This window comes from Bradyrhizobium sp. CCBAU 45384 (genome assembly GCF_028128665.1).
Lineage (GTDB): Bacteria > Pseudomonadota > Alphaproteobacteria > Rhizobiales > Xanthobacteraceae > Bradyrhizobium > Bradyrhizobium manausense.
Window position 1 is genome coordinate 308,035 of record NZ_LBIZ01000116.1, and the last position, 26,021, is coordinate 334,055.

The 26,021-nt window shown below is 63.3% G+C and carries 24 protein-coding genes; 21 read left to right on the top strand and 3 right to left on the bottom strand.

What is annotated here, in order from left to right:
- Together XH80_RS30935 and XH80_RS30940 are read right to left on the bottom strand one after the other, a co-directional pair.
- On the bottom strand, positions 1–981 hold the full coding sequence (locus XH80_RS30935; RefSeq protein WP_271601851.1) for an ABC transporter permease: 981 nt from the start codon (positions 979–981) through the stop codon (positions 1–3).
- Positions 982–1,097: 116 nt separating this feature from the next.
- Positions 1,098–2,696 (bottom strand): ABC transporter substrate-binding protein, encoded by a 1,599-nt coding sequence (locus tag XH80_RS30940; RefSeq protein ID WP_271601852.1) that lies wholly within the window; start codon positions 2,694–2,696, stop codon positions 1,098–1,100.
- 376 nt (positions 2,697–3,072) lie between these two features.
- Between XH80_RS30940 and XH80_RS30945 the strand changes: the two genes are divergently transcribed.
- The 6 genes from XH80_RS30945 (at position 3,073) to XH80_RS30970 (ending at position 10,825) form a co-directional block, all read left to right on the top strand.
- Positions 3,073–3,330 (top strand): DUF6489 family protein, encoded by a 258-nt coding sequence (locus XH80_RS30945; protein ID WP_057753225.1) that lies wholly within the window; start codon positions 3,073–3,075, stop codon positions 3,328–3,330.
- Positions 3,330–4,130: an esterase/lipase family protein gene (locus XH80_RS30950; protein ID WP_271601853.1), complete on the top strand. Its 801-nt coding sequence runs from the start codon at positions 3,330–3,332 to the stop codon at positions 4,128–4,130. Before XH80_RS30945 ends, XH80_RS30950 begins: the two co-directional genes overlap by 1 nt.
- A gap of 46 nt (positions 4,131–4,176) precedes the next feature.
- Entirely contained in the window at positions 4,177–5,727 is a 1,551-nt protein-coding gene (locus tag XH80_RS30955; RefSeq protein ID WP_271601854.1) for a WS/DGAT/MGAT family O-acyltransferase, read from the top strand.
- A 10-nt stretch (positions 5,728–5,737) separates the two neighbouring features.
- Complete coding sequence (locus tag XH80_RS30960) at positions 5,738–6,733, top strand: alpha/beta fold hydrolase (protein ID WP_220000812.1); 996 nt, start codon at positions 5,738–5,740, stop codon at positions 6,731–6,733.
- A 150-nt stretch (positions 6,734–6,883) separates the two neighbouring features.
- Complete coding sequence (locus XH80_RS30965; RefSeq protein ID WP_271601855.1) at positions 6,884–10,120, top strand: bifunctional cytochrome P450/NADPH--P450 reductase; 3,237 nt, start codon at positions 6,884–6,886, stop codon at positions 10,118–10,120.
- 30 nt (positions 10,121–10,150) lie between these two features.
- Positions 10,151–10,825, top strand: a complete 675-nt coding sequence (locus XH80_RS30970) for a spermidine synthase (RefSeq protein WP_271601856.1) — start codon at positions 10,151–10,153, stop codon at positions 10,823–10,825.
- Here the strand turns inward: XH80_RS30970 and XH80_RS30975 are convergent.
- Positions 10,822–11,781 (bottom strand): alpha/beta fold hydrolase, encoded by a 960-nt coding sequence (locus tag XH80_RS30975; protein WP_271601857.1) that lies wholly within the window; start codon positions 11,779–11,781, stop codon positions 10,822–10,824. The two genes, XH80_RS30970 and XH80_RS30975, sit on opposite strands and share 4 nt — an antisense overlap.
- A gap of 126 nt (positions 11,782–11,907) precedes the next feature.
- On the opposite strand from XH80_RS30975, the gene XH80_RS30980 reads away from it, so the two are divergent.
- The 15 genes from XH80_RS30980 (at position 11,908) to paaK (ending at position 25,936) form a co-directional block, all read left to right on the top strand.
- A complete protein-coding gene (locus XH80_RS30980) occupies positions 11,908–12,288 on the top strand; it encodes a hypothetical protein (RefSeq protein WP_271601858.1) in 381 nt (126 codons plus the stop codon).
- Positions 12,285–13,367 (top strand): PHA/PHB synthase family protein, encoded by a 1,083-nt coding sequence (locus XH80_RS30985; protein WP_271601859.1) that lies wholly within the window; start codon positions 12,285–12,287, stop codon positions 13,365–13,367. The genes XH80_RS30980 and XH80_RS30985 overlap by 4 nt, the downstream gene beginning before the upstream one ends.
- Positions 13,364–13,957 carry a GNAT family N-acetyltransferase gene (locus tag XH80_RS30990; RefSeq protein WP_271601860.1) on the top strand — a complete coding sequence of 198 codons (594 nt, stop codon included), beginning with the start codon at positions 13,364–13,366 and terminating at the stop codon, positions 13,955–13,957. The genes XH80_RS30985 and XH80_RS30990 overlap by 4 nt, the downstream gene beginning before the upstream one ends.
- Before the next feature lie 269 nt (positions 13,958–14,226).
- Entirely contained in the window at positions 14,227–14,679 is a 453-nt protein-coding gene (locus tag XH80_RS30995) for a phasin (RefSeq protein ID WP_271601861.1), read from the top strand.
- Between the two features lie 208 nt (positions 14,680–14,887).
- Complete coding sequence (locus XH80_RS31000) at positions 14,888–16,174, top strand: DUF445 domain-containing protein (protein ID WP_271601862.1); 1,287 nt, start codon at positions 14,888–14,890, stop codon at positions 16,172–16,174.
- Positions 16,175–16,376: 202 nt separating this feature from the next.
- On the top strand, positions 16,377–17,147 hold the full coding sequence (locus tag XH80_RS31005; RefSeq protein ID WP_271601863.1) for an esterase/lipase family protein: 771 nt from the start codon (positions 16,377–16,379) through the stop codon (positions 17,145–17,147).
- A gap of 200 nt (positions 17,148–17,347) precedes the next feature.
- Positions 17,348–18,214: a phenylacetic acid degradation operon negative regulatory protein PaaX gene (paaX, locus tag XH80_RS31010; protein WP_271601864.1), complete on the top strand. Its 867-nt coding sequence runs from the start codon at positions 17,348–17,350 to the stop codon at positions 18,212–18,214.
- A 790-nt stretch (positions 18,215–19,004) separates the two neighbouring features.
- Positions 19,005–20,177 carry an OpgC domain-containing protein gene (locus tag XH80_RS31015; RefSeq protein WP_271601865.1) on the top strand — a complete coding sequence of 391 codons (1,173 nt, stop codon included), beginning with the start codon at positions 19,005–19,007 and terminating at the stop codon, positions 20,175–20,177.
- A gap of 229 nt (positions 20,178–20,406) precedes the next feature.
- On the top strand, positions 20,407–21,399 hold the full coding sequence (gene paaA / locus XH80_RS31020) for a 1,2-phenylacetyl-CoA epoxidase subunit PaaA (protein WP_271601866.1): 993 nt from the start codon (positions 20,407–20,409) through the stop codon (positions 21,397–21,399).
- Between the two features lie 10 nt (positions 21,400–21,409).
- The gene (gene paaB, locus XH80_RS31025; protein WP_008136594.1) at positions 21,410–21,697 is read left to right on the top strand and encodes a 1,2-phenylacetyl-CoA epoxidase subunit PaaB; all 288 of its coding nucleotides are present in this window, start codon (positions 21,410–21,412) and stop codon (positions 21,695–21,697) included.
- A gap of 13 nt (positions 21,698–21,710) precedes the next feature.
- Positions 21,711–22,487: a 1,2-phenylacetyl-CoA epoxidase subunit PaaC gene (paaC, locus tag XH80_RS31030; protein WP_271601867.1), complete on the top strand. Its 777-nt coding sequence runs from the start codon at positions 21,711–21,713 to the stop codon at positions 22,485–22,487.
- On the top strand, positions 22,481–22,984 hold the full coding sequence (gene paaD / locus XH80_RS31035) for a 1,2-phenylacetyl-CoA epoxidase subunit PaaD (protein WP_271601868.1): 504 nt from the start codon (positions 22,481–22,483) through the stop codon (positions 22,982–22,984). Before paaC ends, paaD begins: the two co-directional genes overlap by 7 nt.
- Positions 22,985–22,986: 2 nt before the next feature.
- Positions 22,987–24,069 carry a 1,2-phenylacetyl-CoA epoxidase subunit PaaE gene (paaE, locus tag XH80_RS31040; protein WP_271601869.1) on the top strand — a complete coding sequence of 361 codons (1,083 nt, stop codon included), beginning with the start codon at positions 22,987–22,989 and terminating at the stop codon, positions 24,067–24,069.
- 55 nt (positions 24,070–24,124) lie between these two features.
- Complete coding sequence (gene paaI / locus XH80_RS31045) at positions 24,125–24,574, top strand: hydroxyphenylacetyl-CoA thioesterase PaaI (protein ID WP_271601870.1); 450 nt, start codon at positions 24,125–24,127, stop codon at positions 24,572–24,574.
- A gap of 30 nt (positions 24,575–24,604) precedes the next feature.
- Positions 24,605–25,936 carry a phenylacetate--CoA ligase PaaK gene (gene paaK, locus XH80_RS31050; protein WP_271601871.1) on the top strand — a complete coding sequence of 444 codons (1,332 nt, stop codon included), beginning with the start codon at positions 24,605–24,607 and terminating at the stop codon, positions 25,934–25,936.
- Positions 25,937–26,021: the final 85 nt, after the last annotated feature.

Below are 26,021 nucleotides of genomic sequence, written 5' to 3' on the forward strand. Positions count from 1 at the left end.
TCAGTGTGCCCGGCTGACCGTCGAGCGCAGCCGCGGATCGACGATGGTATAGAGGATATCAACCACGAGATTGATGGTGACGAAGATCAGGGACACCATCATCAAATAGGCCGCCATGATCGGGATATCGACGTTCTGAACGGCTTGCACGAACAGGAGCCCCATGCCCGGCCACTGGAACACGGTCTCGGTGATGATCGCGAAAGCAATGACCGAGCCAAATTGCAGGCCGGCCACCGTGATCACGGGAACCATCGTGTTGCGCAGGGCGTGCCCGAAATGGATCGCGCGTGTGCTGAGGCCGCGGGCGCGGGCGAAACGGATGTAGTCGGTCCGCATCACTTCCAGCATTTCGGCGCGGACGAGCCGCATGATCAGCGTCATCTGAAACAGGCCAAGCGTGATCGCGGGCATGATCAGCGCCTTCAATCCTGATAAGGTCAGCAGGCCCGTGGTCCACCAGCCGATATGCACGACGTCTCCCCGGCCGAACGAGGGCAGCCAGCCGAGCGTCACCGAGAACAGGTAGATCATGAGGACGCCGATCAGGAAGGTCGGCAGCGAGATGCCGATCAGCGAGACGGCCTGGAATATATGCGTGAGCCAGCTGTCGCGGCGCAGCGCCGAATAAACGCCCATCAGGATGCCGCTGAGCATCGCGAAGATCGTGGCAACGATGGCCAGCTCGAGCGTCGCCGGCATCCGCTCCATCAGCAGATTGGTGACAGGCAGGCGGAACTGGTAGGACACCCCGAACTTGAACTGCGCAGCGTTGCCGAGATAGCGGCCGAACTGCACGATGACGGGATCGTCGAGGCCGAGCGATTTGCGGATCGCGGCGCGTTCGGCGCCCGACGTATCCATCCCGACCATCTGGTTCACGGGATCGCCGGCGAAGCGGAACATCGAGAACGCGATGATTCCAACGGCGATCATGACGCCGACGGCCTGGATTGCCCGGCGTAGTGTGAAAGCGAGCATCTGTTCCTTTCACATCTCTTCAGCAGCACGCATCATTGCGTTAGCCCGAAACAACAAGTCCCGGAAGCCAGATCTTGAAAGCGATGGCTTCCGGGACTTCCACAACTAGCCGACACCTACTCGCCTTGCATGGTCGCCCAGTAGAGCCTGACCATGTTGTCCGCGCCCTGGGTCAGCTTCACCTTCTTCGACACGCCCCAGGCGAGCGCCTGCTGGTGCAGCGGGATATAGGCCCAGTCCTTCATCGACAGCTCGAAAGCCTGCTTGATCAGGAGATCGCGCTTGGCCGTATCGGATTCCACGAGAACCTTGTCGGCGAGCTCGTCGAACTGCTTGTTGCAATAGCCGGCGAGATTGGCTTCACCGCGATTGGGATCCTTGGGATCGTCGCGGCAGCCCATGATGTCATGCAGCACATTCTGGGAATCGAGCGTATCCGGGGTCCAGCCCAGCATGTACAGCGAAGTTTTGTAGCCGCCGGGCTTGAGCACCTTGGCGAAATACTGGGCCTTCGGTTGTGCCTGCAGGTCCACCTTGATGTTGATGCGGGCGAGCATGCCGACGATCGCCTGGCAGATCGCGGCGTCATTGACGTAGCGATCGTTCGGGCAATCCATCGTCACCTCGAAACCGTCAGCATAGCCTGCGTCTGCCAGAAGCTTCTTGGCGGCGTCCGGATCGAACTTCGGCCGGGTGAAATCCTTCGAGGGAAAGATCTCCGGTGCCACCATCAATGCGGACGGCGTGGAGAGTCCGCGCATGACGCGATTCTTGATCAGCTCGATGTCGATCGCCCGGTAAACGGCTTCACGAACGCGAACGTCCTTGAACGGGTTTTTGCCCTTGACGTTGGAATACAGCAGTTCGTCACGTGCCTGATCCATGCCGACAAAGAGGGTGCGGAGCTCGGGTCCTGTCAGCACGGTGGCGTTGGGGCTCGCTTTGACGCGCTCGATGTCCTGGACCGGAACCGGCTCGATCACGTCGACCTCGCCCGACAACAGCGCTGCGACACGCGTGGCCGGGTTTGAGATCGGGGTGAAGACGATTTCCTTCAGATTATGCTCCGGCTTGCCCCACCAGTTCGGATTGGCCTTGAAGACGGTCTTCACGCCCGGCTGATGGCTCTCGATGGTAAAGGGACCGGTGCCGTTCTCATGGAGCGAGGCATAGCTCGGGGTCGTCGCCGCGGCTGGCGTCGGTGCCACCGCATCGTTCGCCTCTGCCCATTTCTTGTCCATGATGTACCAGGTCGCCCACAGCGCCGTCAGGATGGGATTGGGCGAGCTCAGGACGAAATCGACCGTGTAATCGTCGACCTTGACGACCTTGGCATCGGCCGGGACGCGGCTGAGGAAGTTTGAACCTTTTGCCCGCACGCGCTCGGCCGAGAACACCACGTCGTCAGCGGTGAAGGGGTCGCCATTGTGGAATTTCACGCCCTTGCGCAGATGGAAGCGCCAGCGCGTTGGCTCCGGCGTCTCCCAGCTTTCGGCAAGCGCCGGGATGATCTTCAGGTCCTTGCCGCGGGCGACCAGGCCCTCATAGACATGACCGAGATGCGCGCTGGTGGTCGACTCGTTCAGGGTGTAGGGGTCGAGCGATTTCAGCTCACCCTGGTTGGCGTAGCGCAGCGTCTGGCTCGACACCGGCGACACCGCCAACGCAAGCGCACCGGCGAGCGTCGCCGCAAATAGACTTCGTCCGACTGACATTCTTGACCCTCTTCACTCGCCCCGACCGTCATTTTTGATTGTTCGGCGGGGCTGATCGATCCATGTTGCCCAGAGTTTCTCGACCCGTGCAAGCGCCATTCCAGCAAGGAACGCGCCAAGTTGCACCGCTTTGCAGCAATGCTGACCAGTCTTTTAAGGGAGACAGGCGCGCGAGCGACATTGAACTTTCGGCCGGGTCGGACCTCGAAAATGAGGTGGAAATGGCCCGCCGGCGCCCGTTCGCGCCGACAATTTGATTGACCATATCCGCCGATCGCGGCAGGCCGGTGTCCCGTCCCCGGCTCAGGTCGCTTGCGTCGCACACCATGTCGCGGCGATACTGTCTGACGCCGCTCGAATCTCATCCGGAGGGCACATGAAAGTTAATATCGAAATCGACTGTACCCCCCTCGAGGCCCGCCAGTTCTTCGGATTGCCGGATGTCTCGCCGATGCAGATTGCCGTCATGGATAAGCTGCAGCAGCAGGTCCTGAGCAATATCGATAAGGTCTCGCCGGAATCGCTGATCCAGAGTTGGTTCACCTTCGATCCCAAGCTGGCGGAACGGTTTCAGGACATGTTCGTGACCATGGCTGGTCTCGGCGCCCCGCGCAGCGGCGACAAGAAGAAGTAATGTCCGACGCGCGCGAGGCGGGGCCAGGCTCGGGCCGGCTTCGTCCGCCGGCCCTCGGCCTGCTGCTCGCGGAGGCGCGCGGCCTGTTCGAATTCAACGCCAGCGTGTTGCTGTCACCGCTGCTGATGCGCGCGCCCAGGGGCGACGGCCATCCGGTGCTGGCGCTGCCGGGCTTTCTCGCCAGCGATCTGTCGATGGCGCCGATGCGGCGCTATCTGCGCGAGCTCGGCTATGAGGCACATGCCTGGCGCATGGGCCGCAATCTCGGCGGGCTGGCGCGGATGCGGGAAACCTTGCTCGCCCGTCTCACCGAGATCCACGCCGCAAGTGGACGCAAGGTCAGCCTGGTCGGATGGAGCCTCGGCGGTGTCTATGCCAGGGATCTCGCGCTTCAGGCACCTGAGTTGGTCCGCTATGTCATCACACTCGGCAGCCCCTTTGCCAATGATGTGCGGGCGACCAATGCGACCGCGCTGTATGAGGCGTTGTCCGGCGAGCGGGTTGAAAACTTTGCCGAACTGCGCGAGGCGATCGCCGGTGATCTCAAGGTGCCGGCGACGTCGATTTATTCGCGCGCAGACGGCGTCGTGAATTGGCGGACTTGCCTGCTGCACCCCTCGGACCGGGCCGAGAATATCGAACTGTATTTCGCCAGCCATATCGGGCTCGGGGTGAACCCGGCGGCACTATGGGCCGTGGCCGATCGCCTGGCGCAACCGGAGGGGGAGTTCTGGCCATTTGACCGCAGAGGGCCGTTTGCCATTGCATATGCCCCGCCGGAGCGGGCAGTATCGGCCTGACGAGAAGCGCCGTCAAAGGCGCCCGTCGAATATTCGGGAGGGAACTATGGCTGACGGTAAGAAGCTGTCGTCGCTGGACGCGTCGTTTCTCTATCTGGAAACGCCTGAGATGCCGATGCATGTCGGCAGCATGGCGATCTTTAGCCTGCCTGACGACTACAAGGGCGACTTCTTCGAAGACTTCAAGGCGATGATCGTCTCGCGGCTGCACATTGCGCCGATCCTCAAAGCGCGCCTGGAGAAGGCGCCGCTCGACATCGATCATCCGACCTGGGTCGAGGACGACCAGTTCGACATCGATCGTCACATCTTCCGCGCTAGCCTGCCGGCGCCGCGCGACCGCGCCACGCTCGAGCGCATCGTCGGCTGGATGCATGCCAAGCTCTTGAATCGTGCCCGCCCGCTCTGGGAGTTCTACGTGTTCGAGGGCATGAAGGACAATGAGGTCGGGCTCTATTCCAAGATGCACCATGCCGCCATCGACGGCGGCGCCGGTGCGGCGCTGACCAACATGATCTACGACATCTCGCCGATCCCGCGAAAGGTCGAGCCGCCGACGGGCGGGTCGAAGCCCGGGCAGGAGCCGCGCGACATCGCCGCGAACTTGCTCGATTCCTATCAGCAGCTCTTCAGCCAGCCGCTCGAAGCGTCGACGGCTGCGAAGAATCTGCAACTGCCGCGCACCGGCAAGAGCGATATTGGTTCGATCCTGTTCGACAACGCGATGTACCAGATCGAAAGCGCCGTGCGCTTCGCCGGCAACATCCCGACCGTGCTCAAGAGCGTGTCCGACGTACTCGGCAAGATCGCCGATCCCAAGTCGCGCGAGAGTCTTGCCAGCATGGTGTCGCCGCCGACCATGCTCAACAAGACGATCTCGTCGGAGCGGAGCTTTGCCGGCGTATCGATCTCGCTGTCGCGCGCGAAGGCGCTGGCCAAGCAGGCCGGCGGCAAGCTCAACGACGTCGTGCTCGCGCTGGCCTCCGGAGTCGTCCGCCGCTATCTGCTGCAATACGGTACGCTGCCGGCGAAGTCCCTGACCGCCGCCGTGCCGATCTCGCTGCGCGAGGAGGGCAACACCGAGGCCAACAACCAGGTGTTCGGCATGATCTGCTCGATCGCGACCAATGTCGCGGATCCCAAGGCGCGGCTCGAGGCGATCATCGCGCAGTCGACCAAGTCCAAGGAGATGTCGCATCCCTTGCGCGCGCTGATGCCGCAGGTCTCCAACATCTCGATGCTGGGCGCGCCGATCATGGTGCAGATCCTGGCGCTGCTCTACAGCCGCTCAAATCTGTCGGACGTGTTGCCGCCGGCCGCCAACATCACCGTGTCCAACGTGCCGGGACCGCGTCAAACGCTCTACGCCGCCGGCGCAGAGCTGCTGCACATCTTCCCCGTGTCGATCTCGACCCACGGGCAGGCGCTCAACATCACCGTGCAGAGCTATCGCGACCAGCTCGACTTCGGCTTCATCGTCGGCGCCAACATCATTCCGCATGTGCAGGTGATGTGCGACATGCTGCCGGAGGAGTTCGCCGCGCTCGAAGCGGCCTATGGGCCGCCGGCGACCGACATCAAGGGCGCCGCGGAATAAGGAACAAGCGATGATTGAAATGCCGCCGCTCCAGTTCGCGCAGACGAACGGAATCCGCATGGGCTATCACGATGCGGGCCCAGTGACCGACAAGCCGCCGGTTGTGCTGTGCCATGGCTGGCCGGAGCTTGCCTTCTCCTGGCGCCACCAGATCAAGGCGCTGAGCGAGGCCGGCATCCGCGTGATCGCGCCCGATCAGCGCGGTTATGGCGCGACCGACCGGCCCGAGCCGGTCGAGGCCTACGACATGGAGCATTTGACCGGCGATCTCGTCGGGCTGCTCGATCATCTCAACATCGAGAAGGCGATCTTCGTCGGCCACGATTGGGGCGGTTTCGTCGTCTGGCAGATGCCGTTGCGGCACCCCTCACGCGTTGCCGGGGTCGTCGGTGTCAACACGCCGCATTGGGATCGCGCGCCGATGGATCCGATCGCGCTGTTCCGCCAGCGCTTCGGCGACCAGATGTATATCGTCCAGTTCCAGGACCCCGCGCGCGAGCCGGACAGGATCTTTGGCAGCCGCGTCGAGCAGACGTTTGACGCCTTCATGCGCAAGCCGGCTGCGCGCCCTCCCGGTGCGCCCGAGGAACAGCCGATTGCCGGCATTGGTGCTTCGCCCCGCATCAACCTGGCGTTCCCGCAGATGATCGCGAACTACGACGCCAGGCATGATCCGCGCACGCCGATCCTGTCGGCGGACGAGAAGAAGGTGTTCGTCGACACGTTCACAAGAACCGGCTTCACCGGCGGCATCAACTGGTATCGCAATTTCACCCGCAATTGGGAACGCTCGAAAGGGCTCGATCACCACATCACCGTGCCCTCGCTGATGATCATGGCCGAGAACGACGCGGTGCTGCCGCCGTCGGCGGCCGACGGCATGGAGAGACTGGTGACTGACCTCGAGAAGTACCTGGTGAAGGACAGCGGCCATTGGACGCAGCAGGAGAAGCCGGAAGAGGTCAGCAGCAAGCTGATCGAATGGCGTAGAAGGCGGTTCGGCTAGCTCGTCATTGCGTGCGAAGCGAAGCAATCCAGAATGCATCCGCGGAGACGGTCTGGATTGCTCATCACTAGCGCAAAATTGCTCCGCAATTTTGTCGCGAGCTCCTCGCAATGACGAAGTTGGCGATCGCGGCAGGGGGAAACGTTTTTTATGTCATCGAAGAACCGTCTGGATCCGATTCCGCAGCCGCCAACCAAGCCGGTGGTCGGCAACATGCTGTCGCTCGACTCGGCCGCACCCGTGCAGCATTTGACCCGACTTGCCAAGGAACTGGGCCCGATCTTCTGGCTCGACATGATGGGCTCGCCGATCGTCGTCGTGTCCGGCCATGATCTCGTCGACGAGCTGTCCGACGAGAAGCGCTTCGACAAGACGGTGCGCGGTGCGTTGCGGCGCGTGCGGGCGGTCGGGGGCGACGGCCTGTTCACAGCGGATACCAAGGAGCCGAACTGGAGCAAGGCGCACAATATTCTGCTGCAGCCCTTCGGCAATCGCGCCATGCAGTCCTATCATTCGAGCATGGTCGACATCGCCGAGCAGCTCGTCCAGAAATGGGAGCGTCTGAACGCCGACGACGAGATCGACGTCGTCCATGACATGACCGCGCTGACGCTCGACACCATCGGCCTCTGTGGCTTCGACTACCGCTTCAACTCGTTCTACCGGCGCGACTACCATCCCTTCGTCGAGTCGCTGGTGCGCTCGCTCGAAACCATCATGATGACGCGCGGCCTGCCGTTCGAGCAGCTCTGGATGCAGAAGCGGCGGAAGACGCTCGGCGAAGACGTCGCTTTCATGAACAAGATGGTCGACGAGATCATCGCCGAGCGCCGTAAGAGTGCGGAAGGCATTGACGACAAGAAGGACATGCTCGCCGCGATGATGACCGGCGTCGACCGCTCGACCGGCGAGCAGCTCGACGATGTCAACATTCGCTACCAGATCAACACGTTCCTGATCGCAGGTCACGAGACCACCAGCGGCCTTTTGTCCTACACGCTCTATGCGCTGCTGAAGCATCCGGACATTCTCAAGAAGGCCTATGACGAGGTCGACCGCGTCTTCGGCCCCGACGTCAATGCCAAGCCGACCTATCAGCAGGTGACGCAGCTTACCTACATCACACAGATCCTGAAGGAGGCGCTGCGGCTGTGGCCGCCAGCGCCGGCCTACGGCATCTCGCCGCTGAACGACGAGACCATCGGCGGCGGCAAGTACAAGCTCAGGAAGGGCACGTTCGTCACGATCCTGGTGACCGCGCTGCATCGCGACCCCAGCGTCTGGGGACCCAAGCCCGATGCCTTCGATCCCGAGAATTTCAGCAAGGAAGCCGAGGCCAAGCGGCCGATCAATGCCTGGAAGCCGTTCGGCAACGGCCAGCGCGCCTGCATCGGACGCGGCTTCGCCATGCACGAGGCGGCGCTGGCGCTCGGCATGATCCTCCAGCGCTTCAAGCTGATCGATCACCAGCGCTATCAGATGCACCTGAAGGAAACGCTGACGATCAAGCCGGAAGGCTTCAAGATCAAGGTGCGTCCGCGTGCGGATCGCGAGCGTGGCGCCTATGGCGGCCCGGTCGCGGCTGCGGCTTCTGCGCCAAAGGCACCACGCCAGCCGACGACACGGCCAGGCCATAACACGCCGATGCTGGTGCTCTACGGCTCCAATCTCGGCACGGCTGAGGAGCTCGCGACGCGCATGGCCGATCTTGCCGAGATCAACGGCTTTGCCGTGCATCTCGGGCCGCTCGACGAGTATGTCGGGAAGTTGCCGCAGCAGGGCGGCGTGCTGATCATCTGCGCATCCTACAACGGCGCTCCGCCCGATAATGCGACGCAATTCGTCAAATGGCTGGGCGAGGATTTGCCGAAGGATGCCTTTGCCGGTGTGCGCTACGCCGTGTTCGGCTGCGGCAACAGCGACTGGGCCGCAACCTATCAATCGGTGCCGCGCTTAATCGACGAGCAGATGTCCAAGCATGGCGCACGCGCGGTCTATCCGCGCGGCGAGGGCGATGCGCGCAGCGATCTCGACGGCCAGTTCCAGAAATGGTTCCCGGCGGCTGCCCAGGTCGCGACCAAGGAATTCGGCATCGACTGGAATTTCACCCGCACCGCGGAGGATGATCCGCTCTACGCGATCGAGCCTGTCGCGGTGACCGCCGTCAACACCATCGTCGCCCAGGGCGGCGCGGTCGCGATGAAGGTGCTTATCAATGACGAGCTTCAGAACAGGTCCGGTGCAAATCCGTCGGAGCGATCGACGCGCCATATCGAGGTGCAGCTGCCGGCCAACATCAGCTATCGGGTTGGCGATCACCTGAGCGTCGTTCCGCGCAACGATCCGACGCTGGTGGACTCCGTTGCCCGCCGCTTCGGCTTCCTGCCGGCCGACCAGATCAGGCTTCAGGTGGCTGAAGGCCGCCGCGCGCAATTGCCCGTTGGCAATGCCGTGTCGGTCGGACGCCTGCTCAGCGAGTTTGTCGAGTTGCAGCAGGTGGCGACACGGAAGCAGATCCAGACCATGGCGGAGCACACCCGCTGTCCGGTCACCAAGCCGAAGCTGCTGGCCTTTGTCGGCGAGGAGGCTGAAACGCTCGAGCGCTACCGGACCGAGATCCTGGGCAAGCGCAAATCAGTGTTCGACCTCCTGCTTGAATATCCGGCTTGCGAGTTGCCGTTCCACGTCTATCTGGAAATGCTCTCGCTGCTGGCGCCGCGCTATTACTCGATCTCGTCCTCGCCGTCGGTCGATCCTGCGCGTTGCAGCGTCACCGTCGGGGTGGTCGAAGGACCGGCGGCCTCCGGGCGCGGTACGTACAAGGGCATCTGCTCGAACTATCTCGCCAACCGGCGTGCGGGCGACACGGTCTACGCCACCGTGCGCGAGACCAAGGCCGGTTTCCGGCTTCCCGACGATCCGTCCGTGCCGATCATCATGATCGGTCCGGGCACGGGGCTCGCGCCGTTCCGCGGCTTCCTCCAGGAGCGCGCCGCGCGCAAGGCCAAGGGCGCCAGCCTCGGACCGTCCATGTTGTTTTTCGGCTGCCGCCATCCGGACCAGGACTTCCTCTACGCGGATGAGCTCAAGGCGCTTGCTGCGAGCGGCATCACCGAGCTGTTCACCGCGTTCTCGCGGGCGGACGGACCGAAGACCTATGTGCAGCACGTGCTCGCCGCGCAGAAAGACAAGGTCTGGCCGTTGATCGAGCAGGGCGCAATCATCTATGTCTGCGGCGACGGCAGCAGGATGGAGCCCGACGTGAAGGCGGCGCTGGTCGCGATCTACCGCGAGAGGAGCGGCAGCGATGCGGCCGCGGGCGCCCGCTGGATTGAGGAGATGGGTACGAAGAACCGCTACGTGCTGGACGTCTGGGCCGGCGGGTGACCGCCAGCCCAATCGTGCTAAACGTCTCCCATGATTCCCTGGGAAAAAATCGACACCGCCAAAATCCCCGGCTCGGACGAGGAGCTCCGCCTGATGCGGCGGGGCAAGGAGTTTTCGATCAAACTCGGCACCAATGAGCTGATGAACAACCGCCTGTCGGGCTCCGAAGCCGCCCTCGCAACGCTCGCAGCGAAGCAGATCGAGAAGGTGGCAAGACCCGTCGTCCTCATCGGCGGCCTCGGTATGGGCTTTACGCTGCGCGCGGCGCTGGCCGCGCTTGGGGCCAAAGCGAAGATCGTGGTCTCCGAGCTGGTGCCAGCGGTGGTGGCGTGGGCGCGCGGTCCGATGGCGGAGGTCTTCGGCGACAGTCTCGATGATGCCAGGGTGAGCATCCGCGAAATCGATGTTGGCCAAATCATCCGAGCGAAGAGCTCGGCCTTCGACGCCATTCTCCTCGACGTCGATAACGGACCGGAGGGGCTTACGCGGAAAGGCAACGATGCACTGTACAGTGCGAGCGGATTGACGGCCGCAAAGGCGGCGCTGCGGCCCGGCGGTGTACTCGCCGTCTGGTCATCGGGGCCCAATCCCGCTTTCACCAAACGACTTGGCCGCGCCGGCTTCGACGTCAACGAGATCAATGTGCGCGCCACCGGCAAAGGCGGCGGGGCGCGCCACGTGATCTGGATCGCGAAGAAGGCTTAAGCCGCTTTGGCCGCGGCGCCATGCGCGTGCTTGTCGATCGCGCCGATGATCTCCGGCCAGAACCGCATCGGCAGCGCGTGGCCCATGCCCTCGATCATCAACAGCTTTGCGCCCGGAATTGACTCCGCCGTGTCCTTGCCGCCCTCGGGGCGCACCAGCGGATCGACGGAGCCATGGATCACCAGCGTCGGCGTCTTCACGCCATGCAGCCGTTCCTTGCGGCTGCCGGAGGCCAGCACGGCGCGGAGTTGCCGGCCGACGCCGGCGGGATTGAGCCCGCGGGCGAAGACGCGTTCGGCACGACCTGGATCGAGCGCTTCTTCCTCGGGAAAGGAGCCGGCCCGCAATATCTTCCAGGTCTCGCCGAAGCGCGTGATGAACTCTTCCTTGCTGCGCGGGGGCGGCGCCATCAACATCGCGGCAGCCTCCCGCGTCGGCGGCGGCACACGCGGATTGCCCGTCGTCGACATGATCGACGTCAACGAGCGTACGCGCTGGGGAAACGACAACGTCACTTCCTGCGCGATCATGCCGCCCATGGACGCTCCGACCAGATGCGCAGACTTGATGCCGAGCGCATCCATTAGGCCGACCGTGTCCTTGGCCATGTCGATCAGCTTGTAAGGAGCGGCCACGGGAATCCTGAGGAAGCGCAGCTTCATCAATTCGAGCGGCGTCAGCCGCTTGCCGCCCGTGAGATGGCTCGACTTCCCGATGTCGCGATTGTCGAAGCGGATCACGCGAAAGCCGCGCGCGGCAAGCTGCTCGCAGAAGCCATCGTCCCAGTGGATCATCTGCGCGCCGAGCCCCATGATCAGCAGAAGCGGCTCGGCATTGTCGTTGCCGAAAATCTCGTAGCAGATGTCGATGCCGTTGGCGCGAACGGTCTGCGGCGGCTGATGGGCGGAAGCGTTCACCGGATTGTTCCCCTGTGGCAGGCCGGAATTGTATCGCATGGTTTGCCGCCGCAAAGAAGCCGTACGACATCAGCCTGTCGCTTAGCCGTTGACCGGCCCGTCGCAACGGTGTGGTATGGCGGCAAAAGAGGGGCGCAAGAAGCCCTCGTGACCTGGAGGACGCCGATGACCGACAAGATCACCGACCCTGTCGCCCTGTGGCAGAAGATGGTTGGCGAGATGGAGAAGGGCTTCAACTCCTTCGCCACCAAGGCGATGGAGACGCCTGAATTCTCGCAGGCCATGAATCGGGCCGGCGGTGCTGCTGCGGGCGCTCAGAAGCAGTTCGGCGATCTCATGGAGAAATATCTTCTCTCGATGAACCTGCCGAGCCGCGAGCAGATGACCGGCATCGCCGAGCGGCTGCAAGCCATCGAGGGTCAGATCGGCGAGATCAAGTCGATGCTCAGCCAGATGTCGGCGGCGTCGGGCGGATCGCCGGTCGATGCCGCACTGCGGCCGCCGCGTACCAAACGTCCGCCATCCGAAGGCGGAGGGCCGAGATGAACGCGCCGACGGGACTTGATTTCGCTAGCATCCCGGAGCGCATCCAGGCCGAGGTGCAGCGCGCCATCCAGCGCAGCATCAAGGGCGTCGAATATTTCTCGACCTCGGGTCCGACGCTCGGATCGACCCCGAAGGACGTGCTGCATTCGCGCGGCACGATGAGCCTCTATCACTACCGGCCGATGTCGGACGAGATCTACCGCGTGCCGGTGCTGATCGTGATGGCGACCACCAATCGCGGCTACATCCTCGACCTCGTGCCTGGCCAGAGTTTCATCGAGTTCCTGTTGAAGCGCGGCTACGACGTCTACATGCTGGACTGGAGCGCGCCGCGGCCGGAGGAGCGAAGCCTGCGGATGGAGGATTATGTCCTCGACTTCATACCCGATTGCGTCCGCCGCGTGCAGGCCGATTCCGGCGAGCAGGACGTCTCTGTCATCGGCTATTGCTTCGGCGGCGTGTTGTCGCTGCTGTACGGCTCGATCTTTCCGGACGGGCCGATGAAGAATTTGATCTGCTTCACCACGCCGATCGACTTCCGCGAGATGAAGCTGTTCTCCAATTTCTCCGACCGCCGCTATTTCGACGTCGACCGCCTCGTCGACAGCGTCGGCAACGTGCCGCCGGAGATGATCCTGTCGTCGTTCGAGATGCTGCGTCCGGCCTCGCGCGCGGCGAGCCAGATCCAGCTCTGGGAAAACATCTGGAACGACGAGTTCGTGAAGTCGTACCGGATGTTCGACCGCTGGGCGACCGACACGCTGCCGCTGGCCGGTGAATATTTTCGCACCATCACCAAGGACCTGATGTGGGACAACAAGCTCTACAACGACACCATGTCGGTGGGCGGCCGCCCGGCAAAGCTCGCGAACATCAAGGTGCCGATCCTGCACGCGGTCGCCGAGCACGATCACATCGTGCCCTATGACGCGGCCAAACATCTGATCGCGAAGATCGGCTCGGCGGACAAGGAAGAGGTGATGCTGAAAGGCGGTCACGTCTCGCTGGTCGCCGGCGCCAATGCCATCAAGCGGCTATGGCCGAAACTGGATTCCTGGCTGGGGACACGATCAACATGACTGAGCAGCGTACCTATCCGCGCCACGTCAAGACCGACGCCGGCGATATCGAGATCCGCCTGATGTCGGCCGCCGATGAAGCCGCCGTGCTTGCCTTCGGCAAAGGCCTGCCGACCCATGACCTGCTGTTCCTGCCGCGCAACATCAGCGAGCCGAAGGTGCTGTCGGCCTGGGTCAAGGAGATCGAGCGCGGCGCCATTCAGAGCCTGCTCGCGGTCAGGGGTGGCACGGTCGTCGGCTGCGGCACCCTGGTGCGCGACCCGCATTCCTGGTCGCCCCATGTCGGCGAGATCCGCATGGTGGTCTCGCAGGACGTGCGCGGGAAGGGGGTCGGGAAGGCGCTGTCGCAGGAGACCTTCGCGCTCGCGCTCGGGGCGGGGCTGGAGAAGCTCTCGGTCCAGATGACGGTCGACCAGCAGGCGGCGATCGCGCTGTTCGAAAGCCTCGGCTTCAAGGCTGAGGCGTTGCTCCGGGACCATGTCCGGGACGTCGACGGCAAGACCCACGACATCGTCGTGCTTGGCCACAACATCGCGCAGGTCCAGGCCCAGATGGAGGCCTATGGGCTGCCAGGCGCCGTCCAGCACTAAGAAGTGCCGTCCAGCACTAAGAAGTGCCGTCCAGCACTAAAAGCGCCACCCCGCCGGCCAAAAACCGCAAAACAACCCCATGCACAGTAGGCGGCGGGGGCAGGGAGGCATCAGAATGCCTCCAGATAAGGCTGATCACGAATTCGTGATGCCGCATTGCACCATGAATATTGCGTCGCACAATTAACAATGCCATATATCCAGTGCCCCGGGCCATCGAGGACGGGGTGAGCCCATAGCTCAACCTAATGAGGATGGAGAGAACCCCCATGACCACCGAAACCAACAGCGCTTTCGAGGGCTTCAAAGACGCTTTCAAGAACATCCAGAACCTGGAAGTTCCCGAGGCTGCCCGCGAATTCGTCAAGAAGACCGCCAACACCGCCAAGGACCGTGCTGCCGAGGTGTTCGCTGGCTCCGAGCGCGTGACCGCCGCCGTCGAGAACGCGGTGACCGAGTCCGTCACTGAAGCCGGCAAGATCAGCCGCAACATCCAGCAGGCGATCTACGAGGACGCCGAGGCGTTCTTCTCGGGTATCGACAAGCTCGCGTCCGCCAAGTCGTTCAGCGAAGCCGTCGAGATCCAGTCGAGCCTGCTCCGCGCCCGCGGCGAAGCGTTCGTCTCGCGCACCAAGGCGACCGCCGACTATCTCGGCAAGCTCGCCGCCAACGGTGCGAAGTCCGCTCAGGATAACTTCGCCAAGGTTTACAAGCCCGCCTGATTGTGTGGTTGAGTTTGTTGCGTTGAGTTGAAACTGTGTTTTGAGGCCCGCTTCGGCGGGCCTTTTGTTTGCGCTGCCGTCATCATCCCCCGTCATTCCGGGGCGCCCGAAGGGCGAACCCGGAATTTCGAGATTCTCAGGTGCGCAATTGCGTACCTGAGGTTCGATGCTTCGCATCGTCCCGGAATGACGTAGTCTCCAATTCACAATGACTCGCCCCGCCACTTTCTCATTCGACACCCCTGGCGACGCCGAACGCGCCGCGGAGCTTCGCCGCGTGAAAGCGCTGGCGACGTTGGTGCTGGCCTCGACGCTTGCTCTGTTCATCGTCGCAAAATGGCTGCTGCCGGTGCATCCCGTGTTCGGCTTCGTCGCCGCTTTTGCGGAGGCCGCGACCATCGGCGGCCTCGCCGACTGGTATGCCGTGGTGGCGCTGTTCAAGCGGCCGCTGGGCCTGCCGATTCCGCACACGGCCATCATCCAGAGCAACCAGGCCCGTATCGCCGACAAGCTCGGCGAGTTCATCCAGGTCCATTTCCTCGAGGCCGGTCCCGTCGAGGCCAAGCTGAAGGAGATCGATTTCGGCTCCTTCGTCGCCGACTGGCTGCGCGACCGCAAGCGCAGCGATGACCTCGCGCGCTTTGCGCTGCGGCTGCTGCCGGAGGCGGTGTCCGCGACCGAAAGCTCCGGCCTGATGACCTTCATCATTCGCCGCATGTCGACACAAATCCAGGCGATCGACCTCGCACCGCTCGCGGCCGGCACGCTGCGCGGCTTCGTCGCGGAGGGGCGGCACCAGATCCTGTTCGACGATCTCCTGCGCGTGATGCACGAGACGCTGAACCAGAAGGAAACGATGGCGATGATCCGCGAGAAGGTGCGCGCGGAATTGCCGACCCTGCTCAAGCTCTATCGCGCCGACAAGTTTCTCGTGAACAAGATCGTCTCGTCCGCCACCGCGTTCTTCAACGAGGTGCGCAGCGATCCCAGGCATCCGTTCCGCGGCGAGTTCGACCGCATGGTGCTCAGCTTCGTCGACCGGCTCGGCACCGACCGGGCCTATATCGACCGCATCGACGGCTTGAAGCGCGATTTCCTGGCGCGGCCCGAGCTTGCCGATCTCGCCCGCACCGTCTGGGCCAACACGCGCTCCTTCATCGAGCGCAGCGCATCCGGCGAGACCCAGGTGCTGCAGCATCATCTCGCCGGCATGTTCGTCGCGGCGGGCGAAGCGCTCGCCGGCGATGCCGAGCTGCGCGGCGAGATCAACCAGGGCCTGGTCACAGTGCTGCGCAGCTTCGTCGCCGACCAGAAGAGCGGCGTCTCGACCTTCATCTCCGACCAGGTCAAGGCGTGGGACATGGCGCAGCTGATTTCGCTGATCGAAATCAACATCGGCCGCGACCTGCAATACATCCGCTTCAACGGCTCGCTGATCGGCGGGCTCGCGGGACTTGCGCTCTACACGGGCGAATTCCTGCTCCGATTGTTGTGACTTTTGCGTCACGCCTGACAGCATTAACGCGCGGGCCTATTGTGGCCCCGTGTCTCTCCCGCTTGAATATCGGGAACCGGCCGCCTAGCTGATTCATGTTGCGCTGCGGAACGATCAAGAAGCCGGCGTATTGGAATTCGTGCCCGTTGCCGATATCGCGGCCGGCGGGCTGTTCAGGAATTCTTCCCAAGGGGATCCATTGATGACCGCTACCGCCCAGACGCTGCGCCCGCCGTCCCGTACTCTGATGTTTCTGGAAGGGCGCGCGATCCACGAGTTCGGCGCGTTCCTCGGCGCGTTGCCGCTGCTGAGCCTTGCGCCGCGCGGCGACGGCCATCCGGTGCTGGTGCTGCCGGGCCTCGTCGCCTCCGATGTCTCCACGCGCGCGCTGCGCACCTTTCTCACCAGCAAGGGCTACGCCGTGAGCGGCTGGCGCCAGGGCCGTAACTACGGCCTGCGGCCGGGCGTGCAGCATGCGATGGTCGATCTGGTCGAGGAGCTCAACGACACCCACGGTCGCAAGATCAGCCTGGTCGGCTGGAGCCTTGGCGGCCTCTATGCGCGCCAGCTCGCCAAGATGATGCCCGATCGTGTGCGCCAGGTGATTACGCTCGGCAGCCCCTTCGCCGGCAATCCTCGATCGACCAATGCCTGGCGCGTCTATGAATGGGCCAGCGGCCGCCGCGCCGACGAGGTCGACCCGCGCTTCGGCGGCGACCTCGGCGCCCCGCCGCCGGTCCCGACCACCGCCATCTTCAGCCGCACCGACGGCGTCTGCGCCTGGCAGGGCTGCATGGAGAAGACGGGCGCGCAGACCGAGAGCATCGAGGTCGAGAGCAGCCATTGCGGCATGGGTCACCATCCCGCCGTCGTCTATGCGGTGGCCGACCGCCTCGCGCAGAAGGAAGGCCAATGGCGCCCCTTCGATCGCAGCGGCTGGCGCAGCGTGGTCTATCCCGATCCGCATAGGTGATGCTCTTTCTTCGCCTCTCCCCGCTTGCGGGGAGAGGCCGGAATTTGCGAACAGCAAATTCCGGGTGAGGGGGACTCTCCGCGAATCCCACTCTCGCCGACCCTGCGGAGACTCCCCCTCATCCCGACCTTCTCCCCGCAAGCGGGGAGAAGGAGAAGAGGGAATTGTCGCGCCTGCACCAAACGCGCTAAGCCTGCCGCATGGCGCATCCGCTTTCTCGCATCATCGACCAGCTCAAGCGTGAGCCGTCGCGCACGGGCTCCATCGTCATCACCATGTTTGGCGATGCCATTGTGCCGCGCGGCGGTTCGGTGTGGCTCGGCACGCTGCTGGCGTTCTTCGAGGGGCTCGACATCGATGGCAGCGTGGTGCGCACGGCGATGTCGCGCCTTGCCGCCGATGGCTGGCTGACGCGCGAGAAGGTCGGTCGCAACAGTTTTTATCGTCTCGCCGAGAAGGGACGCGAGACGTTCGAGGCCGCGACGCGTCACATCTACGATCCGCCGCCGTCGGACTGGACCGGCCGCTTCGAGCTGCTGCTGATCGGCAATGGTGAGGATCGCGATGCCTCGCGCGAAGCGCTGCGCAATGCCGGCTTCGGCAGCCCGCTGCCGGGCGTGTGGGTCGCTCCGTCAGGCGTGCCGGTGCCTGACGAGGCCGCGGGCGCGATCCGCCTCGAGGTGTCGGCGGAGGATGACAGCGGCCGTCGCCTGCTCAGCGCAAGCTGGCCGCTGGAGCGCACCGCCGACGCCTATCTGAAATTCATGAAGACCTTTGAGCCGCTGCGCGCCGCGCTCGCGCGCGGCACGGATTTGTCCGAGGCCGACGCCTTCACCGCGCGCATCCTCCTGATCCACTATTACCGCCGCGTCGTGCTGCGCGATCCGCTGCTGCCCGAAAGCCTGCTGCCGGCGGACTGGCCGGGCAGGGCGGCCCGCGCGCTCTGCGGCGAGATCTATCGCGCGCTGCTTGTCCCGTCCGAACAATGGCTTGACGGCCATGGAAGCAATGAGAAGGGGCCATTGCCGTCGGCGCGAAAGCTGTTGGAGCGGAGGTTCGGTAGCTGAAGCCGCGCGAGCTGCGTATTGCAGCGCCAACTGTGCCGGATGATCGATCAGCCGTTGACTACCGGAGGATTTGCAGCGCGGCCTGATCGCCCCAAATCCCCAAGCCGTCGACAATTGTCGGACTGTCCCAGACAATTCTCAGTTTCAAAGAAACTCAAGGCCTAAAGCCAGCCTTTCTTGCGCATTCCATGTACATCGCCCTCCGCCGATCCGAGAGGCCGTTTCCCTGTGACGGGGTTCCGGGCAGTGCCTCGAGTGTTTGGGAGACGCACTTTTCCATCGCGTCGTAGTGGGCTTGGGTTATCTGTGGCTGATGCTTCGATGCCGCATAAGTTGTTGTTGTCAGCAGCGTCGAGAGAAGGGCGGTCAGCACGAGAGTGGAACGTGCGTGCTTCATTGCTGTCTCCAAGGGGTTTGCTAATTCACGACACCAACGTGGGACGCTCCGAAGTTCGTTCCTTGCGCTAGATCAAGCTGCCCCCTGCGCCAATTCGAAGAGAGCGACAGTTTCCTGTGGATATATTCCTAGGAATAAAACCCTTACATGTCGGAAGCCTTGGTCCCAGCCTCGCTCGAAGCCCGAAGGCGATACAACCCAACTTTGGTCCCGCCCGGCCCACATTTGAACGAAGTCCGCTTATGCCCTCGATAGCGGTGTGAACGCGAGGTGACGCGAAATCCCACATCGGCCATCAACGGATCTTCCTTTTCGACAGCGGCTTTGAGCTAGATCAACTTAAGCGGCGGCCTCACGCGACAGCCTGAAACAGTTCTGCGGAGGGCTCAGGACATGGGTGCAAGTAGCGCAGGGCCGCGCATGACGCTTCTCTTACAGCCACCTGAACGCGACCTACGGCTCGACTTCATCCGCGGCATCGGACAGTGGATCATCTTCCTCGACCATATCCCAAATAACTTCTGCAATTGGTTCACCCTTCGCAACTTCGGCTTCAGCGACGCTGCAGAATTCTTCGTCTATGCCTCGGGCTATTCGATCGGGTTTGCGTATGGACCAGCCGTCAGGAACGGGCTGCTCTTAGCCGCAGCGAAGCGGCTTTGGACGCGAGCGTCGCAGCTGTATGTCGCGCACATCTTCCTGTTCTTGTTTTTTGTCGCGCAAGTCGCGCGCACCGCGGCTCGCTTTGACAACCCGATGTACAAGGACGTGTTCAATGTGGCGCAATTTCTCAATCGTCCCGATATCATGATCGGCCAGGCCCTTATGCTAAGGTATAAGCCAGTCAACCTCGATGTCCTTCCTCTCTACATCGTGCTGGTTCTCGCTGCGCCAGCACTGTTGTGGTGCCTGCTGCGGCGACCGAACTTGACCCTGCTCGCCTCTGCGATGGTTTATTTTGTTGCTCGGCATCTCGATTGGAATTTACCCTCGTTCCCAGGAGGCAAATGGTACTTCAACCCGTTCGCATGGCAGTTCTTGTTTGTATTCGGGATCTGGTGCGGTTTTGGTAGCGGGCCAAGGATAAGGTCCACAGCATTGTCTCGCTCGGTCACTGTTGTCGCGGTGGCATTGCTCATATTCGCGTTTCTGATCGTCATGACATGGCATGTGCCAAGTTTGGAAGGATTTGTGCCAGAGGCTTTAAGTCGTGCAATTTATCCAATCGACAAAACCAACCTCGACCCGCTGCGTCTCACGCATTTCGTGGCCACACTGATCGTGTTGCTGCATTTCCTTCCACCGGACGCGCACTGGCTCAGTTCCAAACGGCTGCGGCCAGTGATCCTGTGTGGTCAGCGCTCGCTGCCTGTATTCTGCTTCGGCGTATTCCTTTCCTTTGCCGCTTACTGGATCCTCGTGCAGGTCAGCGACGGCATCGTCGCCCAGATCCTTGTCAGCGTTGTCGGCATTGCTCTGTTGGTGAGCATAGCTTGGCTCGCGACGTGGTATCGCAGTCTTCCGAGCCTATTTTCGGTTGCGGAGAGCTACGTGCCCGAGCAGTAGTTGTTGACCAATCATTGACGCTCGCGCGGCATCAGCCAGGCCACGACACAGACACCGGCGGGCTTCGGAGGGCCACGAGGCGAGGCCGCATAGGGCACTGGAGCCCGGCCCGTCTTCCCACGAGGGGAGAAGAGAAGAAAGGCTAGGCTCCTTTTTTTATGTTACAGAAATATCTTGCATGACGTAATTTTTGTTATATGTTGCCTCCAACAAATTGGGAGGACTGCGCATGTATACCCAGGCGCTGAACACGGCCGAGACCGACGATCGGGGTCTCGAGGACGCAGGCCGAGCTGCGCAGTTCCAGGCCCGCATCGATGCCGAGGAGCGCATCGAGCCGAATGACTGGATGCCGGCGGCCTACCGCAAGACGCTGACCCGCCAGATCTCCCAGCACGCCCATTCGGAAATCGTCGGCATGCTGCCCGAAGGCAACTGGATCACGCGCGCGCCGACCTTGCGCCGCAAGGCCGCGCTGCTGGCCAAGGTGCAGGACGAGTGCGGTCACGGGCTCTATCTTTATGCCGCTGCCGAGACGCTCGGCAGCTCGCGCGAAGAGCTGGTCGACGCCATGCTCGCCGGGAAAGCAAAATATTCCTCGATCTTCAATTATCCGACGCTGACCTGGGCCGACATCGGCACCATCGGCTGGCTGGTCGACGGCGCCGCGATCATGAACCAGATCCCGCTATGCCGCTGCTCCTACGGCCCCTATGCGCGCGCGATGATCCGCGTCTGCAAGGAGGAGTCGTTCCACCAGCGCCAGGGCTACGAGATCATGCTGACGCTGTGCCGCGGCTCGGACGAGCAGAAGGCGATGGCGCAGGATGCGCTGAACCGCTGGTGGTGGCCGGTGCTGATGATGTTCGGCCCGCCTGACGCGACGAGCCAGCACAGCGACACTTCGACGAAGTGGAAGATCAAGCGCTTCTCCAACGACGAGCTGCGCCAGAAGTTCGTCGATGCCACCGTGCCGCAGGCGCAATATCTCGGCCTCACCATTCCCGATCCCGGCATGACCCAGGACGCAGATGGCCACTGGCGCTACAGCGAGATCGACTGGGCCGAGTTCAAGCAGGTGCTAGCCGGCAACGGCCCGTGCAACCGCGACCGCATGGCCGCGCGCCTCAAGGCGCACGACGAGGGCGCCTGGGTGCGCGAGGCCGCTGCCGCCTATGCCGCCAAGCGCGCCCGGCGTCAGACCGCGCAAGCCGCGGAATAGGGAGATCAGGATGGCCACGCCGAACACTCCGCTGTGGGAAGTCTTCATTCGCAGCCGCAACGGGCTTGCGCACAAGCATGTCGGCTCGCTGCATGCGAGCGACGCCACCATGGCGCTGCAAGCCGCCCGCGACATCTACACCCGCCGCGGCGAGGGCCTCTCGATCTGGGTGGTGCCGTCGACCGCGATCACCGCCAGCGATCCCGCCGAGAAGGGCATGATGTTCGAGCCGGCGGAATCGAAAATCTACCGGCATCCGACCTTCTACGAGGTGCCCGAGGAAGTGGGACACATGTGATGGGGGTGATGTGATGTCTTCCGCCAACATCCAGGTCTCCGAAACGCCACTGGTGCTCTACGCGCTGCGGCGCGCCGACGATGCGCTGATCCTTGGCCATCGGCTGTCGGAATGGTGCGGGCACGCGCCGATGCTGGAAGAGGACATGGCGCTCTCCAACATCGCGCTCGACCTGATCGGCCAGGCACGCGAGCTCTACACCTATGCCGCCAAGGTCGAGGGCAGGGACAACGACGAGGACAAGCTTGCCTATCTGCGGGATGTCAGGCAGTACCGCAATCTGCTGCTGGTTGAGCAGCCCAACGGCGACTTCGCCCAGACCCTGGTGCGGCAGTTCTTCTATTCCGCCTTCGCCGATATCTATTGGCGCGCGATGATGGCTTCGCGCGATGCGACGCTCGCGGCTGTCGCCGCGAAGTCGGAAAAGGAAAGCGCCTATCATCTGCGCCACGCCTCGGAATGGATCGTCCGGCTCGGCGATGGCACTGACGAAAGTCACGCACGCGCGCAAGCCGCGATCGATCACCTCTGGGCCTTCACCGGCGAGATGTTCGCCGTCGACGACGGCGAACGCGCGCTGATCCACGCCGGTATCGCGATCGATCCCGGCACCCTGCGCGGCCACTGGCTGACGACGCTGTCCGACGTCGTCAGCGAGGCAACGCTTATACTGCCGCAGAACGACTGGATGCAGCAGGGCGGCCGTTACGGCCGGCACAGCGAGCATCTCGGCCACCTCCTGTCCGAGCTGCAATCGATGCAGCGCACCTTTCCGGGGCAGACATGGTGACGTTGTTGGAGCACGACAGCGAATTGCGCCAGCGCGCCTGGGACGCTGCGGCGAGCGTGGTCGATCCCGAGATTCCGGTGTTGACCATCGCCGATCTCGGCGTGCTGCGTGATGTCTCCGTCGACGGCGACCGCGTCGAGGTCGCGATCACCCCGACCTATTCGGGCTGCCCGGCGATGAACATGATCGCGCTGGAAATCGAGATCGCGCTGGAGCGCGCCGGCTTCCATCGTCCGACGGTGCGCACGGTGCTGTCGCCGGCCTGGACCACGGACTGGATGAGCGAGGAGGGGCGCCGCAAGCTGCGTGCCTACGGCATCGCGCCACCGCAAGCCTCAAGCTCACGCCGCGCGCTGTTCGGCGAGCAAGCCGTCGCGTGCCCGCAATGCGGCTCTGAGAAGACCGAGCTGCTGTCCGAATTCGGCTCGACCTCCTGCAAAGCGCTCTGGCGCTGCAAGGCCTGCCGCGAACCCTTCGATTATTTCAAGTGTCATTGACCATGTCCGCAGCCGCACCGCGCTTTCACCGCCTGGCCGTCAACGACCTCCGCCGCGAGGCGTCGGACGCCGTTTCGATGACCTTCGCCATCCCGCGCGAGCTCGCCGACGACTATGCTTTTAGCCCCGGCCAGTATCTCACGCTGCGCACCACGCTGGACGGCGAGGAGGTGCGCCGCTCCTATTCGATCTGCTCCGGCCCCGATGACGGCGAGATCCGTATTGCCGTGAAGAAGGTGGACGGCGGCGCGTTTTCGAGCTGGGCCGCGGAGGAGCTGAAACGCGGCGACGAGCTCGACGTGATGACGCCGACCGGGCGCTTTGGTGTGATCCCTCCGGCCGAGGCCGGACGCATCCATGTCGGCTTTGCCGCGGGCTCCGGCATCACGCCGATCCTGTCGATCGTCAAGGGCGTGCTGGCGCGCGAGCCGGACAGCCGCTTCTTCCTGTTCTACGGCAACCGCACCACCGACAACATCATGTTCCTGGAGGCGCTCGAGGAGCTGAAGGACCGTTTCATCGATCGCCTCTCGATCTTCCATGTCATCTCCGGCGAGGAGCAGGACATCCCGATCCTGCATGGCCGGCTTGACGGCGACAAGGTGCGGGTGCTGCTGCGCTCGCTGGTGCCGGCGGAGAGCGTCGACCACGTCTTTATCTGCGGTCCCCTGGGCATGAGCGAGGAGATCGAGGCGACCTGCCGCGATCTCGGCATCGCGGGGGAGCGCATCCATGTCGAGCGTTTCGTCTCGGAGTTCGGCGGCAAGCCGCGGCCGAAGCAAGTCGTAGTTTCAGATGCGCCGCCGAAGGCGGTCGCATCACTGATCATCGACGGCAAGCGCCGCGACGTGCCGGTCGCCGAGAACGAGGCCATCCTCGATGCCGCGCTGCGCGCCGGCGTGGATCTGCCCTTTGCCTGCAAGGGCGGCATGTGCTCGACCTGCCGCGCCAAGCTGGTCGAGGGCGAGGCGGCCATGGACATCAATTATTCACTGGAGCCCTGGGAGCTGAAGGCCGGGTTTGTCTTGACCTGCCAGGCCAAGCCATCGTCGGAGCGCGTGGTGGTCGACTACGACCACGTTTGACAGTCTTGGCCATCAGGCAGAACATCATGAGCAAGCATTTCACCGGGAGAAGCGCGTGAACGTCAAAGCCGCCCTGTCGCCTGAGGATGTTGCCCGCGCCTGTGCCGATGCGATGTGGGCCGAAGACGATGCCTCCAAGGGCCTCGGCATGGAGATCGTCGAGATCGGCCCGGGCTTCGCGACGCTGGCCATGATTGTGCGTCCGGACATGGTCAACGGCCAGCGCATCGCCCATGGCGGCTTCATCTTCACGCTCGCCGATTCCGCCTTCGCCTTTGCCTGCAACTCGCACAATGAGCGCGTCGTCGCGGCGCAGGGGCAGATCACCTTTCTCAAGCCCGGCAGGCTCGGCGACCGCCTTGTTGCGACGGCGCGGGAGGTGAGCCGCGGCGGCCGCTCCGGCATCTATGATGTGCGCGTCACATCAGGCGACACCGTCATTGCTGAATTCCGTGGGCATTCGCGTGTCGTTCCGGGCACGTGGCTGCCCACGCAAGATCAATAAAGAGAAGAACACATATGTGGGGAAACGAGAATGGCTTCGACGAAGCTGAAGGAAGGCGGCCACACCTATAAGGCCGAGATGGACGCGCATGAGCGCGCCTCGCGCGATGAGATCATGGCGCTGCAGACGCAGCGGCTGGCCTGGTCGCTGAAGCACGCCTATGACAACGTCGCGCATTATCGCAAGGCCTTCGACAAGGCCAGCGTGCATCCCTCGGACTTTCGCGAGCTGTCCGATCTCGCGAAATTTCCGTTCACGGTGAAGACGGACCTCCGCGACAATTATCCCTTCAACATGTTTGCGGTGCCGCGCGAAAAGCTGGTGCGCGTGCATGCCTCTTCGGGCACGACGGGCAAGCCGATCGTGGTCGGTTATACCCAGCGCGACATCGACACCTGGTCGGACGTCATGGCGCGCTCGATCCGCGCCGCTGGCGGCCGCACCGGCATGATCATCCACAATGCCTATGGCTATGGCCTGTTCACCGGCGGGCTCGGTGTGCATTACGGTGCCGAGAAGCTCGGCTGCACGGTGGTTCCGATCTCCGGTGGCATGACCGAGCGGCAGGTGCAGCTCATCAACGACTTCCGGCCTGATATCATCACGGTGACGCCGAGCTACATGCTGGCGATCCTCGACGAGTTCAAGCGGCAGAAGCTCGATCCGCGCCAATGCTCGCTCAAGATCGGCATCTTCGGCGCCGAGCCCTGGACCAATGCGATGCGCGGCGAGATCGAGGACGCCTTCGATATGGACGCGACCGACATCTACGGCCTCTCCGAGGTGATCGGCCCCGGTGTTGCGCAGGAGTGCATCGAGACCAAGGACGGGTTGCACATCTGGGAAGACCATTTCTACCCCGAAGTGATCGACCCCGAGACCGGCGCGGTGCTGCCTGATGGCGAGAAGGGGGAGCTGGTGTTCACCTCGCTGACCAAGGAAGCGTTCCCCGTGATCCGCTATCGCACCCGCGACCTGACCCGGCTGCTGCCGGGCACCGCGCGGCCGGGCATGCGGCGCATGGAGAAGGTGACGGGCCGCTCCGACGACATGATCATCCTGCGCGGCGTCAATTTGTTCCCGACCCAGATCGAGGAGGTGCTGCTCGCGACCGATTGGTGCGGCGGCCACTTCATCCTGGAGCTGACCCGCGAAGGCCGCATGGACGAGCTGACCATCATCGCCGAGGCCCGGCCCGAGAGCTGGGATGGCCGCGGCCTCGTCGACCATGCCGACCGGATCTCGACCCACATCAAGAACACGATCGGTGTCAGCTCCAGGGTCCAGGTGGTCGCGCCGGCCACGCTTGAGCGCTCGCTCGGCAAGGCCAAGCGGCTCTACGACAAGCGGCCCAAGGATTGAGCAAGGATTGATCAAGGACTGAGTTGACGGATTGACTTGACCGCCCCCAGAGGCGACAAGGCCCGCGAGAAATCGCGGGCCTTTC

Excerpts from the sequence above, each read along its gene's own strand:
- paaC (WP_271601867.1), top strand. The coding sequence starts at position 21,711 with ATGTCTTCCGCCAACATCCAGGTCTCCGAAACGCCACTGGTGCTCTAC.
- paaD (WP_271601868.1), top strand. The coding sequence starts at position 22,481 with ATGGTGACGTTGTTGGAGCACGACAGCGAATTGCGCCAGCGCGCCTGG.
- paaA (WP_271601866.1), top strand. The coding sequence starts at position 20,407 with ATGTATACCCAGGCGCTGAACACGGCCGAGACCGACGATCGGGGTCTC.
- XH80_RS30985 (WP_271601859.1), top strand. The coding sequence starts at position 12,285 with ATGAACGCGCCGACGGGACTTGATTTCGCTAGCATCCCGGAGCGCATC.
- XH80_RS30995 (WP_271601861.1), top strand. The coding sequence starts at position 14,227 with ATGACCACCGAAACCAACAGCGCTTTCGAGGGCTTCAAAGACGCTTTC.
- XH80_RS30980 (WP_271601858.1), top strand. The coding sequence starts at position 11,908 with ATGACCGACAAGATCACCGACCCTGTCGCCCTGTGGCAGAAGATGGTT.
- XH80_RS31000 (WP_271601862.1), top strand. The coding sequence starts at position 14,888 with ATGACTCGCCCCGCCACTTTCTCATTCGACACCCCTGGCGACGCCGAA.
- paaX (WP_271601864.1), top strand. The coding sequence starts at position 17,348 with ATGGCGCATCCGCTTTCTCGCATCATCGACCAGCTCAAGCGTGAGCCG.
- XH80_RS31015 (WP_271601865.1), top strand. The coding sequence starts at position 19,005 with ATGGGTGCAAGTAGCGCAGGGCCGCGCATGACGCTTCTCTTACAGCCA.
- XH80_RS31005 (WP_271601863.1), top strand. The coding sequence starts at position 16,377 with ATGACCGCTACCGCCCAGACGCTGCGCCCGCCGTCCCGTACTCTGATG.
- XH80_RS30950 (WP_271601853.1), top strand. The coding sequence starts at position 3,330 with ATGTCCGACGCGCGCGAGGCGGGGCCAGGCTCGGGCCGGCTTCGTCCG.
- XH80_RS30990 (WP_271601860.1), top strand. The coding sequence starts at position 13,364 with ATGACTGAGCAGCGTACCTATCCGCGCCACGTCAAGACCGACGCCGGC.
- XH80_RS30940 (WP_271601852.1), bottom strand. The coding sequence starts at position 2,696 with ATGTCAGTCGGACGAAGTCTATTTGCGGCGACGCTCGCCGGTGCGCTT.
- XH80_RS30935 (WP_271601851.1), bottom strand. The coding sequence starts at position 981 with ATGCTCGCTTTCACACTACGCCGGGCAATCCAGGCCGTCGGCGTCATG.
- paaE (WP_271601869.1), top strand. The coding sequence starts at position 22,987 with ATGTCCGCAGCCGCACCGCGCTTTCACCGCCTGGCCGTCAACGACCTC.
- XH80_RS30965 (WP_271601855.1), top strand. The coding sequence starts at position 6,884 with ATGTCATCGAAGAACCGTCTGGATCCGATTCCGCAGCCGCCAACCAAG.
- XH80_RS30960 (WP_220000812.1), top strand. The coding sequence starts at position 5,738 with ATGATTGAAATGCCGCCGCTCCAGTTCGCGCAGACGAACGGAATCCGC.
- XH80_RS30975 (WP_271601857.1), bottom strand. The coding sequence starts at position 11,781 with ATGCGATACAATTCCGGCCTGCCACAGGGGAACAATCCGGTGAACGCT.
- XH80_RS30970 (WP_271601856.1), top strand. The coding sequence starts at position 10,151 with ATGATTCCCTGGGAAAAAATCGACACCGCCAAAATCCCCGGCTCGGAC.
- XH80_RS30945 (WP_057753225.1), top strand. The coding sequence starts at position 3,073 with ATGAAAGTTAATATCGAAATCGACTGTACCCCCCTCGAGGCCCGCCAG.
- XH80_RS30955 (WP_271601854.1), top strand. The coding sequence starts at position 4,177 with ATGGCTGACGGTAAGAAGCTGTCGTCGCTGGACGCGTCGTTTCTCTAT.
- paaK (WP_271601871.1), top strand. The coding sequence starts at position 24,605 with ATGGCTTCGACGAAGCTGAAGGAAGGCGGCCACACCTATAAGGCCGAG.
- paaB (WP_008136594.1), top strand. The coding sequence starts at position 21,410 with ATGGCCACGCCGAACACTCCGCTGTGGGAAGTCTTCATTCGCAGCCGC.